The organism is Clostridium boliviensis, assembly GCF_033342255.1.
Lineage (GTDB): Bacteria > Bacillota > Clostridia > Lachnospirales > Lachnospiraceae > Lacrimispora > Lacrimispora boliviensis.
Map to the genome: position 1 here is coordinate 115,588 of NZ_JAWONS010000216.1, position 22,026 is coordinate 137,613.

Annotated in this window: 15 protein-coding genes and 1 pseudogene; 2 read left to right on the forward strand and 14 right to left on the reverse strand. The window is 42.9% G+C overall.

Annotated features, from left to right (window positions below):
• Positions 1–16: 16 nt before the first annotated feature.
• Together RZO55_RS13205 and RZO55_RS13210 are read right to left on the reverse strand one after the other, a co-directional pair.
• Entirely contained in the window at positions 17–871 is an 855-nt protein-coding gene (locus RZO55_RS13205) for a MurR/RpiR family transcriptional regulator (protein ID WP_318064742.1), read from the reverse strand.
• Positions 871–1,596: an N-acetylmannosamine-6-phosphate 2-epimerase gene (locus RZO55_RS13210; RefSeq protein WP_318064743.1), complete on the reverse strand. Its 726-nt coding sequence runs from the start codon at positions 1,594–1,596 to the stop codon at positions 871–873. The genes RZO55_RS13205 and RZO55_RS13210 overlap by 1 nt, the downstream gene beginning before the upstream one ends.
• Positions 1,597–1,782: 186 nt before the next feature.
• Between RZO55_RS13210 and RZO55_RS13215 the strand changes: the two genes are divergently transcribed.
• The gene (locus tag RZO55_RS13215) at positions 1,783–3,081 is read left to right on the forward strand and encodes a S8 family peptidase (protein ID WP_318064744.1); all 1,299 of its coding nucleotides are present in this window, start codon (positions 1,783–1,785) and stop codon (positions 3,079–3,081) included.
• Between the two features lie 60 nt (positions 3,082–3,141).
• Here RZO55_RS13215 and RZO55_RS13220 read toward each other — a convergent pair whose 3' ends face one another.
• Positions 3,142–4,815, reverse strand: coding sequence for a DUF5722 domain-containing protein (locus tag RZO55_RS13220; protein WP_318064745.1), 1,674 nt, complete (start codon positions 4,813–4,815; stop codon positions 3,142–3,144).
• Between the two features lie 892 nt (positions 4,816–5,707).
• Here RZO55_RS13220 and RZO55_RS13225 point away from each other — a divergent pair.
• Positions 5,708–5,836, forward strand: a pseudogene (locus tag RZO55_RS13225) (site-specific integrase); the annotation flags it as partial.
• A gap of 75 nt (positions 5,837–5,911) precedes the next feature.
• Here RZO55_RS13225 and tuf read toward each other — a convergent pair.
• From tuf to rpoC, 11 genes are all read right to left on the reverse strand, one after another.
• Positions 5,912–7,105 carry an elongation factor Tu gene (gene tuf / locus RZO55_RS13230; RefSeq protein ID WP_318064746.1) on the reverse strand — a complete coding sequence of 398 codons (1,194 nt, stop codon included), beginning with the start codon at positions 7,103–7,105 and terminating at the stop codon, positions 5,912–5,914.
• A 152-nt stretch (positions 7,106–7,257) separates the two neighbouring features.
• On the reverse strand, positions 7,258–9,378 hold the full coding sequence (gene fusA, locus RZO55_RS13235) for an elongation factor G (protein ID WP_318064747.1): 2,121 nt from the start codon (positions 9,376–9,378) through the stop codon (positions 7,258–7,260).
• Between the two features lie 15 nt (positions 9,379–9,393).
• Positions 9,394–9,864, reverse strand: a complete 471-nt coding sequence (rpsG, locus tag RZO55_RS13240; RefSeq protein WP_318064748.1) for a 30S ribosomal protein S7 — start codon at positions 9,862–9,864, stop codon at positions 9,394–9,396.
• A gap of 177 nt (positions 9,865–10,041) precedes the next feature.
• The gene (gene rpsL, locus RZO55_RS13245) at positions 10,042–10,461 is read right to left on the reverse strand and encodes a 30S ribosomal protein S12 (protein WP_097002558.1); all 420 of its coding nucleotides are present in this window, start codon (positions 10,459–10,461) and stop codon (positions 10,042–10,044) included.
• A 198-nt stretch (positions 10,462–10,659) separates the two neighbouring features.
• Complete coding sequence (locus RZO55_RS13250; RefSeq protein ID WP_318064749.1) at positions 10,660–11,922, reverse strand: ABC transporter substrate-binding protein; 1,263 nt, start codon at positions 11,920–11,922, stop codon at positions 10,660–10,662.
• Between the two features lie 79 nt (positions 11,923–12,001).
• Positions 12,002–12,916, reverse strand: coding sequence for an AraC family transcriptional regulator (locus tag RZO55_RS13255; RefSeq protein WP_318064904.1), 915 nt, complete (start codon positions 12,914–12,916; stop codon positions 12,002–12,004).
• A gap of 18 nt (positions 12,917–12,934) precedes the next feature.
• Positions 12,935–14,014, reverse strand: a complete 1,080-nt coding sequence (locus RZO55_RS13260; protein ID WP_318064750.1) for a glycoside hydrolase family 88/105 protein — start codon at positions 14,012–14,014, stop codon at positions 12,935–12,937.
• Positions 14,011–16,509: a hypothetical protein gene (locus RZO55_RS13265; RefSeq protein ID WP_318064751.1), complete on the reverse strand. Its 2,499-nt coding sequence runs from the start codon at positions 16,507–16,509 to the stop codon at positions 14,011–14,013. Before RZO55_RS13265 ends, RZO55_RS13260 begins: the two co-directional genes overlap by 4 nt.
• 16 nt (positions 16,510–16,525) lie before the next feature.
• A complete protein-coding gene (locus tag RZO55_RS13270; protein ID WP_318064752.1) occupies positions 16,526–17,359 on the reverse strand; it encodes a carbohydrate ABC transporter permease in 834 nt (277 codons plus the stop codon).
• Positions 17,349–18,224, reverse strand: a complete 876-nt coding sequence (locus RZO55_RS13275) for a carbohydrate ABC transporter permease (RefSeq protein WP_318064753.1) — start codon at positions 18,222–18,224, stop codon at positions 17,349–17,351. Before RZO55_RS13275 ends, RZO55_RS13270 begins: the two co-directional genes overlap by 11 nt.
• Positions 18,225–18,364: 140 nt before the next feature.
• Complete coding sequence (gene rpoC / locus RZO55_RS13280; protein WP_318064754.1) at positions 18,365–22,024, reverse strand: DNA-directed RNA polymerase subunit beta'; 3,660 nt, start codon at positions 22,022–22,024, stop codon at positions 18,365–18,367.
• Positions 22,025–22,026: the final 2 nt, after the last annotated feature.

The following is a 22,026-nucleotide window of genomic DNA, read 5'->3' on the forward strand; positions in this document are numbered from 1 at the left end:
CTTTCATGCAATCAAATTAACACATCTTATCCAGTACTGATGAAGATACCCTCTCATTCACCTGATTACAGGTGTCAAAATATCGTCTGTAATATTCCGTATACATTAAATCAATCAGAAAGAGCTGACTGATTTCCGAGGATGTGGATCCTCCCTGCAAAGGTCCTTCGTTCGCTCCGCAAAGCAGCGTTATGTCGGCAAATGAGGTAAGAGGAGATTTTACAAAACGGGTGATACAGATAGTAGCCGCACCGGACTTTTTTGCAAGCTCTGCAACATGAATGGTATCTTTCGTAGCACCAGAATAAGAGAATATCACAGCTGCTTCTCCCTCCCTCAGCATGGAGGCTACCATCGCCTGCATGTGGGAATCTGATACACAGGATACCTTGGGTTCAATTCTTAAGAACTTGTTTGCAGCTTTCATGGCGGACAGCATACTGGCTCCCACTCCAAAAAAACATATCCTTTTTGCTTCGTGAAGATAACGGATTACCTGGTCAAAGCTTTCCTCATTTAATAAGGAATACGTTTCCTCAAGTGCGCTCATATTTGTGTTAAGAACTTTCCTGGATACTTCCGCAAAAGAATCTTTCAGGCTGATATCACCTTCTAAACGCCCCTGTCCCGTTGTTTCATCATGCAGACTTAAAGATAACTGCATCTTAAATTCCTGATAACCTTTCAGCTCCAATGTTTTGCAAAAGCGGAATACACTGGTATCTCCAACTTCACACGCTTCAGCCAGATCAGTAATGGACATAAACAGCACCTCTCTGTAGTTCTGGAGTATGTAATCTGCTACTTTCCGCTCAGCCTTCGTAAACTGATTATATTCTGCACGAATCCTGGTTAAAAAATCACCTTTCATCACTCTGCTTCTCCCTTTTTATCTGTTTTTTCTCCAGTGCGGCACTCTGCACCGGTTATAAAATCACGGGTTATCTCTCTGGGTCTTGTAATGGCACTTCCTACTACTGCCGCCCATGCTCCCGCTTTGAATACAGCTTTCAGCTGATCCGGGGTCTTAATACCACCTTCTGCAATCACGTGTTTCCCACTATCTGTGGACAGCCGCCTGATTAGTTCCAGATTTGGAAGAACGGCAGTCCGGGTATACTGGGTATAGCCGCATAAAGTCGTCCCTATCAGATCAATACCAATATGAGCAGCAGTCATTCCCTCTTCGTAATCAGAGCAATCTGCCATAAAAAGCTGATTAGGATATTTTAATCTGATCTTTCTCAAAAAATCCCCCATGCTCTCTCCATCCGGCCGTGGTCTGTCAGTACAGTCCAGGGCAATGATGTCCACACCCTCAGAAACAAGAGCTTCCACTTCCTTCATAGTAGGTGTAATAACAATATCTGCCCCTTTATATTTTTGCTTTATAATGCCTATTATGGGTAAATCCACATTTTTCTTAATTTCACGTATATCAGATATGGAATTAGTCCGGATACCAACCGCACCGCCTTCCATGGCCGCATATGCCATTCGTGACATAATATAAGAACTGAAAAGAGGTTCATCAGGCAGAGCCTGGCATGAGACTATCAGTCCGCCTGCCAACCGGTTGAATATTGCATTCTCCATTTTTCTTCCTCCCTTATCTAAACAAAGTAATCATATCACAGATGAAAAAGGTATTTCAATAAAAAGCCATAAGAGATTTGGATAAAATTAAGATTATTTTCACATAATTTTCCAGCAATCCCCGTAGGGTTTATGATATAATAAGGAAATCGTAAAGACAGTTCATTATATAAGGAGTAAAAAATCATGAAAAAGATAACACGCGCCGCATGCATATCTCTCGCAATTTTATTTGCAGGGATCCTTTTCTTAATGAATCCTGATTCAGCGGACAGCAGACCCGGCGCATCAAAAGAACTGCTTCATATATTTACAAACGAACAGGGACAGGATTTGCATGTTATGGCATTGGGACCCGGGCTTAATAACCTCTCTGCCTCTGATGAATTTTCCACGTATCAGTGGGGCTTAAAGAATGATGGTGAATTCCGCCTCATCGAATTGGTGCAGAAATTTAGAAACGTAGATAATCTATACAACGAAAATGACAACTCAGGTAATCTTGCCATTCCAACACCGGGTCCAGGAAACTATGAATCAAAAGTTACACATGCAGTTTCAGGAATTGACATTAACATTCAGCCTGCCTGGGCTCTCTATGATCAGGCAGAAAATAAGCGATCTGTTATCGTGGCAATCATAGATACAGGAATTGATATCGGTCATCAGGAGCTGCAGAATGCGATCTGGACAAACCCAGGGGAGACAGACGGAGACGGCATTGATAACGACGGCAATGGTTATGCAGATGATATCCATGGCTGGAACTTTTATTCAGGCAACAACCAGATCTTTGCCGGCAGCGAGGATAGCCACGGCACCCATGCAGCCGGAACGATCGGTGCATCAAGAGGAAGTTTTGGAATAGCAGGTATCACGGACAACAACTATGTCAAAATTATGCCATTAAAGGCTCTTGGAGGCAAAGAAGGAGTCGGTTCTCCTGTCGCTGTAATCAATGCGATTCACTATGCAGAACGAAATGGGGCATCCATCTGCAACTTAAGTATGGGAACAACCGGATACAGCGAAGAGCTCGCCCAGACAATTAAGAATTCCCATATGCTTTTTGTTGTCTCCTGCGGGAATGGCGGAATATCCGGTCTTGGGTATAATACGGACGTATATCCGGTTTATCCTGCATCTCTTCCATATGATAATGTTATCTCTGTGGCAAATATCCTGTTTGACGGTTCCTTAAGCAAGGATTCCAATTATGGAGCGGCAAGCGTAGATATCGCTGCACCCGGAACCTATATCCTAAGCACTATACCAGATAATTCCTATGGATATATGAGCGGAACTTCTATGGCAGCACCTATGGTTACAGGTGTTGCAGCCATGCTTTATTCGTATCGTACAGATATTACTTTAGCCGATGTAAAAAACACTATTATAAACTCCAGCAGAAAACTGGATACACTTTCAGGTAAACTGGTAAGCGGAGGTCTCCTGGATGCTTACAGTGCTTTAACCTGGAAATAATGCGTTTGATTCAAATAGAAAGCAAGAAAAAAGCTGCCATGAATTCATGACAGCTTTTTTTTATTTCTCTAATGCTCTCCACTTAAAGTTAGGAATCACATCAGACCATTTTTGTATACCAATAATTGATTTAGCAAACTCCGTTGTTTCTAATGTACTCTTTTTCTTATCTATCTCATGGAAGACCTGCCAGATCTTGCGCCGTCTGGTTGCCACGATATCATCTCCCTTATTCATGTCACATGCCCAGAGTCCAAAGGCAAGACCACTTCTGACTTCCAGGGGAGCATCCACCTGCCGGCTTAAGATATAAGCGTCAATATAAGGATTACTGTCAACCATGTAATAGGAATAAGCATAGGCTGCAGCCTGTATCTGGGAAACATCTTCACCAGACTGGGTTTTTGCCGTAAATCCCTGCTCTGTCAGAATAATATGTCTTACCTTTCCGGTAGGCGCTTTCAGACAATCCTGAGCCATATAGTCAGTCAGCGTATTTAAATTCTTAAAATTAATAACTGGTGAATCAAAATCATTGGTAATCAATCCGGTCTTATCATCATCCCAGAATTCCGGCTCAGTCATCGGGCATGGGTATGGGTGATACGATAATCCCCAGTCCATCTGCCCCTGCTCATTGGCAATGGCATTGAAAGCATTAATCACTTCTTTACCGCCGTATTTCAGTTTATTATCAATCTCATTGTTCCAGTTATAATCCAGGGAAAAGTAAACCCGGTCATTGGCACTGGTACTTTTAATTGCTGTGTAGAAAACGCGGAATGCATTCTGGTATGCATGAAGGTAGCTGGTTAAATCCCTGGCTCCTACGTAATTCCACTGCTGATTGTTGATTTCATTTCCTATAATCCAGTTGGATATCTTACCATACTGGGGATTGGTACCATTATAACGCTCAGCCAGAAATGATGCTATCGCTCTAGTCTGCTCATATCCTTCTGGTGTTGCAGTATTAAACATGTAATAGAATGCCTTGGAATTTTTCTTTGTCCCAGGATAAATCAGGTCAGGATTTGATGGATTCCAACCATTCAGAATAATCGCCGTAACGGTCATTCCTTTTCCGGAGAGAGCACTGATGGTCTCATCGTAACTCTTTATGGCGTTGGTATCAAAATGATAGGTCTTTCCGTCATACTGATAATCAATCCCCTGTCCCAGAATCTGGTGGAATGAAATATTCGTAGCTACATGTTTCACTCCCAGTTCAAATGCATCCCCCAGCATGTTAAGCTGAATGTTTAACCCTTTTTTGGTAAGAGGATCATTGAACTCCTTCTTATTAGCCGCTACTGCTTCCGGATTGGTGATGTAATGAGGTTTACTCACAGGTATATACTTGCTGCCATCCCAGACTGCCACAACAAACCTACTATAAAGTCTGTCCTGCAGGGTATTACGATTCAGGGAAAAAGTGAATGCAGCAGAGTCTCCTAAAGATGCTTTGGCTGCATAATCCGTTCTTCCTTCCAAGCTGTTTTGATAGGGCTGAAGCTCCACCAGATAAAGTACACCATCAGTTCCCTCAGCAGGTGCATGATTTGAAGCTTTTACCGTTACGCTGGTTAAATCTGAATTAACGAGACAGGACTGAATAACCACCTGATCATCGGTAAATACTTCATCCGCTAGCGAAACAAAAGCAGAGGCACAGCATAAAAATCCGGCTGCTAAAAATCCGGCAAAGACTCTGCTTATTTTAAATTTTATCATTTTCGCATTCCCTCCATGTAGTCTTAATCAAGATTCCTTACAATGATACCTAATTTCCCTGATTTTTACAATAACGTTTTTATTACGTATTTGTAATAAAACCTTAAGGCGATCATGATTTTTGTAACCCACCTTAAGAGCTGGTATAAGATATATCTCTCTGGTATTGTCACGCATATGCATTTAACCGGTATACTCCACCAGACCCGTTTGTTTAATTCTCATAAATATTCCATATACCTCATTTGGAGAAATATTTAATTACATTCAATCGAACAGCAAGGATTTTATTTCTCCTTATCATATCTCGTTTTTCTGCATATAATATACGATTTCTCGCTCCACAGTCGAACACAAGCGTTTTATTTCTCTTTACAACCATGCCGCTAATATGCTATATTATAACTACAAAAGGAACAACCGCCCACAAGGGGTTGACCTAGCTTAAGAGTTGAAAGAACCCCTGAACCGGTCAAGTTCACAGGGGTTTTTTCTATGTATTACTTCTTTGTTATAGTATAAACAAAGGTCAGTAACGCAAAAATGAATATTCCGAATTGCATTAGCTCTCCAAATGATATATTCATCTGCCTCACCTCCCTTCATGTAAAATGAAAAGAGGTCAACACACCCTGTAACACGATTGTTCCATGGCACTATGGTAACATATCTCGTTTCAATGTGCAATTACTTTTCCCTGCTGCAGGCCACAATGGTTCTGCTGCTTTTTTCTCGACTTTCTTTCGACTTCATCCCTTTTCTCGTAGTTGGTTTTACCTACTGACGAAAACCTCCTGCACTCTCCGGCTCAACTTTGAGCTCGGCTTCCGGTATGATCCGTATGTGATCGGTACAAAGTATCGCCCCTTGTTCGCCATAACACCTCTTAAAAGGTTCCTCCCCTCTTCTCATTGCAGAACGCCTGGGGCATGAGGATATTAATACTACACTTCAGACATACAGTCACCTATACCCAAATAAACAAAACGAAGTTGTTCAGAAATTCGACTCCTTAAAATAGTACCATTTTAGTACCACAAGACAAAAAGAAAAAGCCGAACCCCTCATAAACAAAGGGTTCGGCTTATTAATTTAATTATTCAACGATAGTAGCAACTCTACCTGAACCTACAGTACGTCCACCTTCACGGATAGCGAAACGAAGACCCTGCTCCATAGCGATTGGGTGAATCAGTTCAACAGACATTTCTACGTTATCGCCAGGCATACACATCTCTGTGCCAGCTGGTAAATCACAAACACCAGTTACGTCAGTTGTTCTGAAGTAGAACTGAGGTCTGTAGTTGTTGAAGAAAGGAGTATGACGTCCACCTTCATCTTTTGTCAGAACGTAAACCTGAGCTGTAAATTTCTTATGGCAGTTTACAGAACCTGGTTTAACAAGACACTGTCCTCTTTCGATTTCAGTTCTCTGAACACCACGAAGTAATGCACCGATGTTATCACCAGCCTGAGCCTCGTCAAGTAACTTACGGAACATCTCGATTCCAGTTACAACAACTTTACGAGTCTCTTCATGGATACCAATGATTTCAACTTCATCAGATACATGTAATGTACCACGCTCTACTCTACCAGTAGCAACAGTACCACGGCCTGTGATGGAGAAAACGTCCTCGATTGGCATTAAGAATGGCTTGTCTGTTTCACGAACTGGATCTGGAACCCACTCGTCAACTGCACTCATTAATTCAAGAACCTTGTCGCCCCAAGTACTTGTAGGATCTTCAAGAGCCTTTAAAGCAGAACCCTGGATGATTGGTGTATCATCGCCTGGGAATTCATACTCGTTTAACAGCTCACGGATTTCCATGTCTACTAACTCAAGTAACTCAGCATCGTCAACCATATCGCACTTGTTCATGAATACAACGATATAAGGAACACCTACCTGACGGGAAAGCAGGATGTGCTCTCTTGTCTGAGCCATAACACCATCGGTAGCAGCTACAACTAAGATAGCACCATCCATCTGAGCAGCACCAGTGATCATGTTCTTAACGTAGTCAGCATGTCCTGGACAGTCAACGTGTGCATAGTGTCTTTTCTCTGTCTCATACTCAACGTGAGCAGTAGAGATAGTGATTCCACGCTCTCTCTCTTCTGGAGCCTTATCGATGTTCTCGAAAGCTACTGCCTCTCCAGTACCTAATCTCTCATGAAGTGTTTTTGTGATAGCAGCTGTTAAAGTTGTTTTACCGTGGTCAACGTGACCGATGGTACCGATGTTACAATGGATTTTGTTTCTTTCAAACTTAGCTTTAGCCATTTTATAACGTCCTCCTTAATTTATGCTCTTTCTGAGCTTAATTATATGTTAGGCTGTTTTTTATTATATGCTATTTGTGCACTATTTTCAAGCCTATTTGAGGGATTCCGGGCGGACTTCGCAGCCCGGAATCCAGTGGAACCTGTTAGGAATTATTTGCCCTTTTTCTCTGTAAGAACTTTTTCCTGAATATTCTTCGGTACCTGCTCATATTTCTCAAAGAACATAGAGAAGTTACCGCGGCCCTGAGTTCTGGACCGTAAATCTGTGGAATAACCAAACATCTCGGAAAGCGGAACGTATGCTTTGATTAACTTACCGCCGCCGATGTCATCCATACCTTCGATACGGCCACGACGGGAGTTGATATCACCGATAACGTCGCCCATATATTCTTCCGGCATAGTTACTTCAACCTTCATGATCGGCTCAAGAAGAATGGAACCACCCTTGTTCATAGCATCCTTAAATGCCATGGAACCGGCAATGTGGAATGCCATTTCACTGGAATCGACTTCATGGTAGGAACCGTCGTATACAGTAGCCTTAACGCCTACTACCGGGAATCCACCAAGAATACCAGCCTTAGTTGCTTCCTCAATACCTTCCCCAACTGCAGGAATGTACTCTTTCGGAATAGAACCGCCGACAACCGCTGACTCGAACTTGAACAGTTCTTCGCCGTTGGCATCCATCGGCTCAAAGCGAACCTTACAGTGACCATACTGACCACGTCCACCAGACTGTTTTGCATACTTGCTGTCAATATCAACTGGCTTTGTAAAGGTTTCTTTGTAAGCAACCTGAGGAGCACCTACGTTTGCTTCTACGTTAAATTCACGAAGCAGACGGTCAACGATGATCTCAAGATGAAGCTCACCCATACCGGAAATGATAACCTGACCAGTTTCCTGATTGGTTTTCGCACGGAATGTAGGATCTTCTTCAGCAAGCTTTGCCAAAGCTTCGCCCATCTTGCCCTGACCAGCTTTGGTCTTTGGCTCGATCGCGATATCGATAACTGGCTCTGGGAATTCCATGGATTCAAGAATTACCGGATGCTGATCATCACAGATGGTATCACCAGTTGTGGTAACCTTGAAACCAACAGCTGCCGCGATATCTCCAGAATATACTTTGTCTAACTCACTTCTCTTGTTTGCATGCATCTGCAGGATACGTCCAACACGCTCTTTTTTGCCTTTAGTAGCATTCAGTACATAGGAACCGGAATTCATAATACCGGAGTATACACGGAAGAATGCAAGCTTTCCAACGAACGGATCAGTCATGATCTTAAATGCAAGCGCTGAGAACGGCTCATCATCAGAAGAGTGACGTTCAATTTCATTGCCGTCCATATCAACACCCTTAATAGAAGCAATGTCAGTAGGAGCAGGCATAAATTCAAGAACTGCATCAAGAAGCTTCTGAACGCCTTTGTTTCTGTATGCGCTTCCGCAGCATACAGGAATGGCTGTACAGTTACAGGTTGCAGCTCTTAAACCTTTCTTTAATTCTTCAACAGAAGGCTCTTCACCCTCTAAATACTGCATCATCAGCTCATCGTCTAATTCGCAGATTTTCTCTACTAACTCTCCACGGTAAAGTTCTGCATCGTCCTTCATATCCTCCGGGATATCAACGATAGAGATATCATCACCCTTGTCATCATTGTAGATATATGCTTTCATCTCAAACAGATCGATAATTCCTTTGAATTCATCTTCTGCTCCGATTGGAAGCTGGATGCAGATAGCATTCTTACCAAGACGTGTCTTGATCTGCTCTACTGCACCAAAAAAGTTTGCACCCATGATATCCATCTTGTTGATGAATGCCATACGGGGTACGTTGTAGGTATCAGCCTGACGCCATACGTTCTCGGACTGTGGTTCTACACCGCCCTTTGCGCAGAATACGCCGACTGCACCATCAAGCACTCGAAGGGAGCGCTCTACTTCAACAGTAAAGTCAACGTGTCCTGGAGTATCAATGATATTGATACGATGCTCTAATGCACCTGGTTTTACCTTGGTGTTTTCATGCATGGTCCAGTGACAGGTTGTAGCAGCTGAAGTAATTGTGATACCTCTTTCCTGCTCCTGTTCCATCCAGTCCATGGTAGCAGTACCTTCATGAGTATCACCGATTTTGTAGTTTACACCAGTATAATAGAGGATACGCTCGGTCAATGTAGTCTTTCCTGCATCGATGTGGGCCATAATACCAATATTTCTGGTTCTTTCCAATGGATATTCTCTTCCAGCCAAAGCTTTTTCCTCCTATTAGAATCTGTAGTGAGCAAATGCCTTGTTTGCTTCAGCCATCTTGTGCATATCTTCTTTCTTCTTTACAGCTGCACCGGTGTTGTTAGCAGCATCAAGGAGCTCATTTGCCAGTCTCTCTTCCTGAGTTTTCTCTCCTCTTTTACGTGAGTAAAGAGTAAGCCATCTCAGGGCCAATGCCTGTCTTCTGTCTGGTCTTACTTCGATCGGTACCTGATAAGTAGCTCCACCGATACGTTTTGCCTTTACCTCAAGTACAGGCATAATGTTGTTCATCGCTTCTTCGAAGATTTCAACGGCTGGTTTGCCGGCTTTTGCTTCGATACGGCCGAATGCACCGTATACGATCTTCTGAGCAACACCTCTTTTACCATCTAACATAATGTTGTTAATTAACTTGGTAACAACCTTGTTATTGTAAAGCGGGTCTGCTAATACGTCTCTTTTTTGAGTATGTCCTTTACGTGGCACGTTACTTCCCTCCTTAATATCGCCGTCTTTTCATACGAATAAACAGCTATTCATTAGATCCTCGGTACTCACAAACATTTTAGTTGCGTTCGCGCTCGGTTTCTATCTATATAATCCTGCAACCTACAGGTTCAATATCTAAAGTCCGGCACTAGAAATTCAAATGTGTGGTATTAATTATTTTTTGTCTTTAGGTCTCTTAGCACCGTATTTGGAACGAGCCTGTCTTCTGTTCGCTACTCCTGCAGTATCCAGTGTACCTCTGACGATATGATATCTGGTACCTGGTAAATCTTTTACTCTACCGCCGCGAATTAAAACAACGCTATGCTCCTGAAGGTTGTGACCCTCACCGGGGATGTAGCTTGTTACTTCGATTCCGTTTGAAAGACGAACTCTGGCGATCTTTCTGAGAGCAGAGTTAGGTTTCTTAGGGGTTGCAGTTTTTACTGCTGTACAAACGCCTCTTTTCTGAGGAGCAGAAATATCAGTCGCCTTCTTCTGTAAAGAGTTGTAACCCTTCTGCAGAGCTGGTGCTGTGGATTTCTTAACGCCTGTCTGTCTTCCCTTTCTTACTAACTGGTTAAATGTTGGCATTCCATTCACCTCCTGTGATATTGTCTGTGGTTGCTGTCATCTTCAGCTTAATTTACGCACAAAAACATGACGCGTTTATGCACGCCTAATTATTATATACATATTGTTTTTTTTTGTCAAGGTTTTCTTTTTTCAATATTATTGATTTAAAAAGGACCGCCGTAATAAGATATTTACGGCAGTCCAGGTTCTTTTTTATTACTCCTTCAGCTCTTTCAGCTTTTCATTGATCAGTCCATCCATTTCTTCTGTATACTGATCAACGGTCAGTTTACCAGCAAGAACCTCTACAAGCTTATCACGCAGATCACTCTGAACAGCTCCTGTCAGCGCCTGATACCCCCACTCTGCGCCGGGTCGGGAAGAAGTCGCAGCCAGTTCCTTTGAAAAAATATTAAAATAATCCTTGCCAAAAGCATAATTTAGACTTTCATTTCCCTTTACCTGAGATAAGTAGCTGTTTTCTTCGCAGTATTTTGCGTTATTCTCCGGCTTTGAGATCCATTCGATGAATTCTGCTGCTTCCTTTTCCACTCCTGTGTTCTTAAAAGCTGCCAGATACTTACCGCCAGGTACGGAAGAGCGCATTGCTTCTTTTGGAAGATACGTCACTCCCCAGTCAAAGTCCGTAATCTGATCTTTGTAATTGGCAATCATCCAGCTTCCGGAAAAGTGCATTGCTACCTGACCGGTACGGAATAAATTGTTTGGATTTTCAGAGCCGAGCCATACAGATGAGGGCACGATGCCTTCATCGTGAAGATCTTTAAAAAATTGTATGGCGTGTTTGTTTTCTTCTGTATTGAAATCTGAGGCATCTAACTCCTTATTTAAAAGTCCGCCTCCTGACTGGTAAAGTAGGGTTGTAAATCTCTGAGGCGATTTGTCGTAAACGAGACCGTATTTACAGCCGCCCTTTTCCATTACCGTTTTCATGGCTGCCTTCCACTCATCCCAGGTCCAGATCTCATCTTCTGACTGGGGAACCGAAACACCGGCCTTATCAAAAGCAGTCTTATTATAAATAAGTCCATTCGCGGTTACATCCATGGGGGCTGCCAGCGCCTTGCCGTCAAAAACAAATTTTAACCCCTCTCCAAAGCTGTTTACAAACGCATCCTTATCTGATACGTATTCCCCCAGGTCGACTAGCTGATTCTGAAATGGTCCTAAATTGGTGAGTCTGGCAATGGCAGGAGCTTCCTTTCCGTTAATCATATTTTTAATCTTGCTCTCCATATCAGAGTACGGAACCTCAATCAGCTCAATTTTGATATCCGGATGCTCTTTCATGTACTCATCAGCAAGCTTCATGAAAGATTCTCCTTCCTTGTTGTCGCTAAACCACACCACATCAAGCTTTTTCTCTTTGCTTTCCGCCTGTTCCCCCCCGCCGGAACAGCCAGTTAAAGCTCCTAACGCCAACACCCCCATAAGCAGCCACAATACCGTTTTTTTCATAAACACCTCTCCTTTGTTTTTTTGTATTTATATTTTATCATTTACAGCAGCTCAAAAACCCCATATTTCAGAGATGAAATCATTCTTTTTTGCTCATTTTCGACTGAGCGTATTTTTTCGGCGTAATTCCCGTCATCTTTTTAAATACAGCGATAAAATGGCTGTCACTGTTATAGGACAGCCTCAGCGCAACATCGGTAACTGAGTGTCCTTTCTTTAAAAGAGCTTTTGCAGCAATGATCTTCTGGTTTGCCACATACTGGGTCAGGGTGAACCCCGTCTCCTTTTTAAAATAGTGGCTTAAATAATACCGGTTCATATAAAACCTGCCTGAAATCTCATTTAAATCAAGCCGTTCTTCCACATGAGCTGTGATGTATTTTTTTAACTGCTCAATTCTTTCCCGGTAAAGTACCGGATCTTTAAATTCCTCTTCTGATTTTTCTTCAAACTCCAGAACAGACTTACTTTTTTCCTTTTCCATAAAAAACTGATACATTTCATTGACAGAGGCAATCAGCTCCAGTATGGACAGCTTCACCCGCACGGTTGATTCAGCCCTGTCCCTGTTCTCTGAATGAATGTTTTGTTCTATTTTTTCAAAAAGCTTTTCCACTTTCTGCAGATTTTCCCCGCATAAATGAAGCCGGTGAAGAAATGGATCGGGGCGGTTTTCAAAGAAACGGGAAAAATCGTAATGAAATACTTCAGCCATTTGGGTCAGCAATTCAGGCTCAAACATCAGGACGTACCTGTAATAAGTATTCCCTGTTCCACCGCTGGTCCTGTGGTATTCCTTGTTATTAATCAGAAACAAATCTCCCGAACGAACATGATATATGCGGTTGCCAATTTCCATCAGTGCCCCGTCAGTGAGAAATAAAATAATTTCATACTGGTTGTGAAAGTGGAACCCCTGCATTGCCCAGTTCTCAGAGCTTCCATGAAAATAATATAATGAGTCAAATTCTTCAAAAAAAACCCGTTCTTTCATCTTCACAACCAGTCCCTTCTAATGCCAATAAGAATTCATGGCCTCTTGCAGCACCAAAATCATAAGCGCCTGTCCATAAGTCATGGGACAGCACGGAATTGTCTTATAAAATTCCCCGTCAAGTCCAATCGGAGTGCCGTAGGAAACATTTTTAACCGTACCGTCTTCATCAATATAATTAAAAAGATGTGTCATGCTCTTTTCAATTAATCCAAGATACTCTTCTTTTTTTAATATTCCAAGGCGCACTCCCTTCATGATTCCATACAGGAATGCAGCACTGCAGGATATCTCTATATAGGAAGAGTCATCATTTATGATGGTATGCCATAAGCCGGTTTCCGGATCTGCATAACGTTTCAGTGCTTCTACCTGATTTTTGTAAACACTTAAAAAGTACCGTTTCAGACCTTCATCCATGGGAATCTCCTCCAGTAACTCCATAATGACAATGGTGTACCAGCAGTTTCCTCTTCCCCATAAAACTTTGCCGTAATTATCATTTCTCTGAAAGTTAAAACCGTGATAAAACAATCCCTCTTCTTTGTTTAATAAATATTTAATATGAGAAAGGATCTGATAGTCAGCCTCATCGTAATATTCCTTCCGTCCAAGAATCTTACCTGCCCTTGCAAGAAATAAAACTGCCATAAACAACGTATCTATCAAAATCTCATGATCATTGGCACTCCCTGTAATCATATGCTGGAAGCAGCCGTCTCCCGTCCGGATCAGTTTTTGATCCTTCATAATCCAGTCAGACCAGTCTCTTATAAATTCTAAGTATTCCGGCTTTCTGGTTTTCTCATACAGATAAGTCAGGGTGAGCATGGGAGAAGTGGTATTCACGTTATGCTCCAGAATCCCCTCCCTGATCCGGCTGTCATACCAGTCAGCGATAAAATCAAGAATCTCTTTTTTCTGACTCACCTCATAATACTTGTAAAGCCCGAAAATCCCCACTCCCTGAGGCCATTCCCAGCAGTTAAAATCAATCAGACTGATAGGGTATATTTCTTTCATTCCATTGTTTCTTAATACCATCATTTTCTCTGATACCAAATTCAGCTTTTCTTCCAGTGTCTTTGAATCTGTCACGTTGTTCTCTCCCTCCATCTGATTGTTCCCATGACCGTTTCCGGATAATGATATACCTCTTCTCCATTGACCTTTAACAAGGTTTCTGGCTCCAGAAGATATTCAGTACCTTTTTCATCTGTTACGAGAGTGCTGATACCATCTGTAATGATCTTCAGTTCTTTAAATGCTGAAAATACAGCATCCAGACTTCCATACTCGCTTAAGCTTCCGACCCGTACCACCCAGACATTGTCTTTTCCCTGGCTGATAAATTCACGGAACTGATTCGGTCCATGTTCCTGTATGATTAGTCCATGAAGGGCTTTTACTGCTATATACGCCCCATCCTTTTCCAAAACCACTATCCCTTCCTCGCCTTTATAACGGGTAAATGAGCAGATGGGAATGTAGGCATGAGTATAACCGATTCTCTCTTCTTCCTCAATATGAAATCTTAAAATTGCTGTATTTTCATATTGGACTCCCAGTGGAAGTACGCCGTTGCCTGCCCAGAAATTAGGTCTTCCGCTTCCATAAGGAAACGATTCCCCTGGGTGATTGATAAACAGCTGTGCGGTTTCATCTAACGTCGCCTGTAAAATATGTTCCTGATATCCCTTCTGAAAGGGCTTAAAGCCTACCGCTGTGGAAAGAAGCGCACGGCTGTTTTTGTAAAGATAGAGATTGACATGGTTTTCAAATCCCTGTGTATTCTGATAAATCATTTCTTCATTATCATTTAACAGTGCATATTTTTTATACTCCTCAGGCGGCTGGTAAGTCCCAAGTATGAGAGGAATGTATCCAATACAGGCCCGGTTTAAATAACCTGTATTATATGCCACATAAAGCAGAGATGTGGTTCCGGCATTATAATTCCCCTTCATTTCTTTTTCGTAGCTCCTTCCAAAGCTGGTCATAACAGCTCCTTTATGGGCATTCACTGCCAGGGAGTAAAAAATCATATCCAATGCTTTTTTCGCTTTTTGATGCAGCGGGTTACCTTCATCCGTCAGATTGTAAAGGGTACCGATTCCCAGTACATCCACAGGAATATAGGCGTTGGAATTCCATTCTGTAATAAATTCCCGGAAAAAGTCTTCAAACCACTGATGAAGCAGTTCCTCTCCTCTTGCCTTTACTTCTTCTCCCAATCTGCCGCTATTGACAAAGATTCGTTCGGGCAGATACGATCCTGCTAAATACTGGCAGCAATGGAACAACAGGGCGTGGTTTTCACTGAAGAACCACATAACATCGTCTCCCGGCTCATCAATCCAGTATCTGTAATTCACCATCGTCTCTTCCAGCGCTTCTTTCAGAGTATCTGAAAGCCGGCTGTTAAATATCCGGTAAATATAAATCATCATAATAAAATGGAAATCAGAACAATCCTTTCTGCTTCTGACCCCTTCCAGCTCTTCCAGTAATATCTCTTCTGCCCGTTGATATTCCCTCTCCATATAAAGCAGAGCCGCAGCCTTATATGTGTTATCCGGTGCAAAGCGAAGAACTGCGTCAAAGGCCAGTTTTTTGCGTACAGCCAGGTCATCATTTCCGCTTTGAAGAAATTCGTTTCTTACCAGCTGATTGCCTATCTTTCTCTTAACTGTAATTCCCTGATAGGTGACTACGGCTGTAAAATAATAATATCCAGGCGAAATTTCATCGGTATGAAACAGTTCCAGCCCCTTTTGTCCTGGTTCCATAGTATATTTTCTGGTTTTTATAAGCTTCCATGAATTTTCCATCTTTTCTATAAATTCTCCTGGCGTAATAATAACTTCCAGATCCAGAGAATTTTCAAATGGATTATTTAAATTCATTTTCAAAAGCTCACTGATATAAGCCTCTTTATCAAAGCTCATTCCATTAAGCATGTGTTCTATCTTTGATAAAACGGTCTCATCCGCCTCTTCTTTCACAGGTATGAGAATTTTTAAATCTGCTCCTCCCAGCCGTTTCATACGGAAATAGTAATCCGTATCCCGCTCGGCCAGATCATCGAGACATACCACCATCGTATTTTCTCCGTTTAACAGCGGGATGGATACTACCGTCTTCTTTACCAGGTTCCTGGTAAATGGTGTAAAATCACAGATGAGCTGCCCATTGACCCAGACCGTCAGGCCCCCACAGGTCTCCAGTTCGAAATCAATTTCTTCCTTTTGATCGGACCAGAGTACGTTATAACCGTACATTCTTAAATACGTGGGACGGTAATAAAAGCCAGATGCATCCACACCCGGATTCCCAAATGGGAAATATTGCTTCAGCATATCCCCATTTGTTACATCTGCCAGTTCAGGATAATCAGGAACTTCGCATTTCCTTTGATTAACGAATTCCTTTCTGCATGGGTTTTCGTGAATGGCAAATCCTTTTTTCAGCCATTCGTTCACCCTGCCGTTTAACGTTGATCTGGTAAATTCCCGGACCTGTGTGTGAACCTCACTTATGAGGAAGCGATTGACAAATCCTTCCGCAAACAGCGGATATTCCAAGTACTTCATGCTTTCTTTCCTCCATTTACTCTTTTACTCCGCCGGCGGTCATTCCTCCTATGATATGACTTTGCAAAGTCACAAATACAATAATAACCGGAATCATGGATATGACGGACATTGCCAGAAGACTGTTCCAGTCAACCGAGTATTCACCGGAATAATTCGCCAGTGCCAGCTGTATGGTATAACGCTCCTTACTGTTAATTACCAGTTTGGGCCAAAGGTAGTCATTCCATCTCCACATAAAGGAAAAAATGCAGAGCACTGAAATAACCGGTCTTGCCAGCGGAAGCATGATCCGCATTAAAATGCTGGTCTCTGACGCACCATCTATTCTGGCAGCTTCCATATAGGCATCCGGGATTCCTACATAATACTGTCTTACCAAAAATACGGCCGTAGGGGATGCAACCGCCGGAATGACCAAGCCCCATAAGCTGTTGTAAAGATGAACCGCTACAATCACCTTGAATATGGGTATCATGATAACTTCCAGCGGAATCATCAAAGTGGCAAGCACGATACCGAATAAAATCCTGTCCCCTTTAAACCGGTATTTTGCAAACGCATAGCCGGACATTACATTTACAACAACTGTAAGAAAGGTAGCAGCCACACTGGTAAACACCGTGTTGAAAAAATAGATGCCAAAATGACCTTCTTCCAGAGCCTGCTGATAATTGGATAAGGATGGATTCTTCCCGAACAGGCTGGGTGGCCAGGAAAACAGTTCACCTGTGCTTTTAAAGGAAGAACCAATCACCCAGAGAATCGGCATCAGAAACAAAAAAGCCAGAATCAGAAGAACGATCCATGTTACTCCCCGTACTAAGTATTTTCTGCTTTTAGTCTGCATCCTGCTCACCTCCCCTGTTTACCCGAAACTGGACTACAGTAAAGACAGCCAGCAGCACAAACAGAATCATAGTCATTGCACTGGCGTAGCCCATCCGGTTTTTTTCAAACCCGGTCTCCTGAATTGTCTGAACCATAAATTTCGTCGCACCTGCAGGTCCGCCCTGGGTGAGGGCATAAACCAATGGATAAGTTTTTATAATAGTAACCGTGGATAATACAAGAACCAGAAGACTGGTTGGTTTTAACAGCGGAAGTGTAATATAACGGAACTGATGGAAAAATCCGGCTCCGTCAATTCTTGCAGCCTCATAATACGTCTCAGAAATGGCCTTAATCCCTGATATGAACATAACCATGTAATAACCGGACATGCTCCATACCGTCACAAAGATCACCACGCCCATGGCATAATTCTGATCCGTCAGCCATTTAACCGGAGAATGTCCCATGGCTGTGAGAAGATAATTGATAACACCAAACTCCTCACCCAGAAGGAACCTCCAGGTCAGTCCTACAATAATACTTGAAATCATTACAGGCCAGTAAAATACTGCCCGAAAGAAATCATTTCCCCTTCTGGCACCTGACAGTAAAAGTGCAAGCCCCATGGCTGATGCATACACCAGAGGCACCGAAACCCCGGTAAAGAAAATGGTTCTCAGAAAAGAATCCCAAAATCCCCGGTCCGAAAAAAGCCTGATATAATTTTTAACTCCCACAAATACCTGTGGATTCACCCCATCCCACTTTGTTAAAGATATCCACATCCCGTTTAGTGCCGGATAGAACAAAAACAGGCCGAATATAAATAACGTAGGAGCAAGCAGCAGATAAGGAAATGCTTTCCGCTCAAACTTCCTCATAGTTTTTACCTCCTTTTTTATGATTATAGCATTAAAAAAGAAAGAAAAATTCAGTTTAATTATGCAAATATTATAGATTATTGTCATTTCTTACATGCAAAGAAGCCCTGACAGGCAAACCTGTCAGGGCTTCTTTAATTTTATTCTTCTATATCAACTTCACTAATGGCTAAAATCTCATCTGCATCCTCAAAACTGTCGTCTGATAACAGGATTTCATCATCTTCAGTCAGAAGAATCTCACCATCTTCCTCAAACTCAGCATCTGTACTTAAGTTAATGGTACGGTAACGCTTCATACCGGTACCAGCTGGAATCGGCTTACCGATAATAACGTTCTCTTTTAATCCGATCAAATGATCCACTTTTCCGTTGATTGCAGCTTCAGTAAGAACCTTTGTGGTCTCCTGGAAGGACGCTGCTGATAAGAAGGAATCGGTAGCCAGAGATGCTTTGGTGATACCAAGCATAACCTGCTTTCCGTCTGCGGGTTCCTTGCCCTCTGCAAGAAGCGCATCATTTAAATCATTATAGTCAAGAACATCCATAGAAGTTCCCGGAAGAACATCACTGTCTCCGCTTTCTTCTATCTTGATTTTTTTAAGCATCTGTCTTACGATCATCTCTACGTGCTTATCGTTGATCTCAACACCCTGAAGACGGTATACACGCTGTACTTCCTGGAGCATATAATCCTGTACGGCACGAACTCCCTTGATCTTTAAAATGTCATGAGGATTCACGCTACCTTCTGTCAGCTCATCACCGGCTTCCAGTACCTGGCCATCCTGTACCTTGATTCTGGACCCATAAGGGATCAGATAAGTCTTGGAATTGCCTGTTTCGTTCTCGGTCACGATAATTTCACGTTTCTTTTTCGTATCTTTAATGGCCACAACTCCGCCGAATTCTGCAATGATTGCAAGACCCTTTGGTTTACGTGCCTCAAAAAGCTCCTCGACACGGGGAAGACCCTGTGTGATATCTCCACCGGCAACACCGCCGGTATGGAACGTACGCATGGTCAGCTGTGTACCAGGCTCACCGATGGACTGAGCTGCTATAATACCAACAGCTTCGCCTACCTGAACCGGCTGTCCGGTAGCCATGTTGGCTCCGTAACATTTTGCACAGACACCTAAATGTGATTTACAGGTCAATACAGTACGGATCTTTACAGAATCACGCCCCTGTTTATTCAGCGCCTTCATCACTGCCCCTGCACGCTTAGGCGTACACATATGGTTTGCTCTTATAATCACTTCTCCGGTATCCGGGTCAGTTATTGTCTCTGCAATAAAGCGGCCTGTAATTCGTTCCTGAAGACTCTCAATCGTTTCCTGTCCGTCTGTAAACGCCTTGATCTCCATAAACGGAGAATCTTTTCCTTCGCAGCAGTCAATCTCCCTGATAATCATATCCTGGGATACGTCTACCAGACGTCTGGTTAAATAACCGGAGTCAGCGGTACGAAGAGCTGTATCGGAAAGTCCTTTACGTGCTCCATGAGCAGAGATAAAGTACTCCAGTACGTCAAGACCTTCACGGAAGTTGGACTTGATAGGAAGTTCAATGGTGTGACCGGTTGTATCTGCCATAAGTCCACGCATACCAGCCAGCTGTTTAATCTGTTTGTCAGAACCACGGGCTCCGGAATCTGCCATCATGTAGATGTTGTTGTACTTATCAAGGCCAGTAAGCAGATCATGGGTTAACTGATCATCCGTCGTTTTCCATGTGTCAATTACTTCTTTATAACGTTCTTCCTCGGTGATAAGACCACGACGGAAGTTCTTTGCAATCTGGTCAACCGTCGCCTGCGCATCTGCGATCAGCTTCGGCTTGCTCTCCGGCACAGTCATGTCGGAAATGGATACGGTCATAGCCGCTCTCGTAGAATACTTATAACCAATTGCTTTAATATCATCTAACGTTTCAGCTGTCTGAACAGCTCCGTGTACATTAATTACTTTTTCAAGAATCTGCTTCAGCTGTTTTTTACCTACATGGAAATCAACCTCAACAGCCAGTTCATTTTCCGGAATGGAACGGTCTACAAAGCCTAAATCCTGAGGTACGATCTCATTGAAAATGAATCGGCCCACTGTGGATTCCACGACTCCGGATTTTACTGTACCGTCTGGCATCTTCTTTGTAACTCTTGCCTTAATTCTGGAATGAAGGGTAACTGCCTGGTTCTCATAAGCAAGAATAGCTTCATTAATGCTCTTAAATACCATACCTTCACCCTTAGCACCAGGTCTTTCCTGTGTCAGGTAGTAGATACCAAGAACCATATCCTGGGATGGTACTGCAACCGGACCACCGTCGGAAGGCTTCAACAGGTTGTTTGGAGATAACAGAAGGAAACGGCATTCAGCCTGTGCTTCTACGGAAAGAGGCAGATGAACCGCCATCTGGTCTCCATCGAAGTCGGCATTAAATGCGGTACAAACAAGAGGATGAAGCTTAATTGCCTTACCTTCAACCAGAATCGGCTCGAAGGCCTGGATTCCCAGTCTGTGGAGGGTAGGCGCACGGTTTAACATAACCGGATGTTCTTTAATTACATCCTCAAGAACATCCCATACCTCTGTCTGAAGACGTTCCACCATCTTCTTCGCATTCTTGATGTTGTGTGCAGTTCCATTGGAAACAAGCTCTTTCATTACAAAAGGCTTAAATAACTCAATCGCCATCTCTTTTGGAAGTCCGCACTGATAAATCTTCAGTTCTGGTCCTACTACGATAACAGAACGACCGGAGTAGTCAACACGCTTTCCTAAAAGGTTCTGACGGAAACGGCCCTGTTTACCCTTTAACATATCGGATAAAGATTTTAAGGCACGGTTTCCAGGTCCTGTTACCGGTCTTCCACGTCTGCCGTTGTCGATTAATGCATCGACAGCTTCCTGAAGCATACGTTTTTCATTGCGGACAATGATATCCGGTGCGCCAAGCTCTAAAAGACGGGCGAGACGGTTATTACGGTTAATTATTCTTCTGTATAAATCATTTAAATCGGAAGTGGCAAAACGGCCGCCGTCAAGCTGTACCATAGGACGGATATCCGGAGGAATAACCGGTACAACAGTCATAATCATCCACTCAGGCAGATTTCCGGAGTTGCGGAATGCTTCCACAACCTCCAGCCTCTTGATAATTCTTGCACGTTTCTGTCCGGTTGCGTCCTTTAAGCCCTTCTTTAAATCCGCAGAATCTTTTTCAAGATCAATGGAATGAAGAAGCTCTAAAATAGCTTCCGCACCCATTCCAACGCGGAAAGAACCATAGCCGTACTTATCCACTTCTTCACGGTATTCTTTTTCTGATAAAACCTGCTTATACTGCAGTCCTGTACTTCCCACATCCAAAACTACATAGGAAGCAAAATACAGTACCTTCTCCAGCGTTCTGGGCGAAATATCAAGGATCAAACCCATACGGCTTGGTATTCCTTTGAAATACCAGATATGGGATACAGGGGCAGCAAGCTGGATATGACCCATACGTTCTCTTCTGACACTGGCCTTTGTTACTTCAACACCGCACCGGTCGCAGATAACGCCTTTATACCGGATCTTTTTATATTTACCGCAATGACATTCCCAGTCCTTGCTCGGTCCGAAAATCCGTTCGCAGAACAAACCATCTTTTTCCGGTTTTAATGTTCTGTAGTTAATCGTCTCAGGCTTTTTCACCTCACCGTGGGACCATTCCAGAATTTTCTCCGGAGATGCCAGACCGATCTTTATGGCATCAAACGTCATTGGGTGGTAAGTTTCATTATTTTCAGGCATGA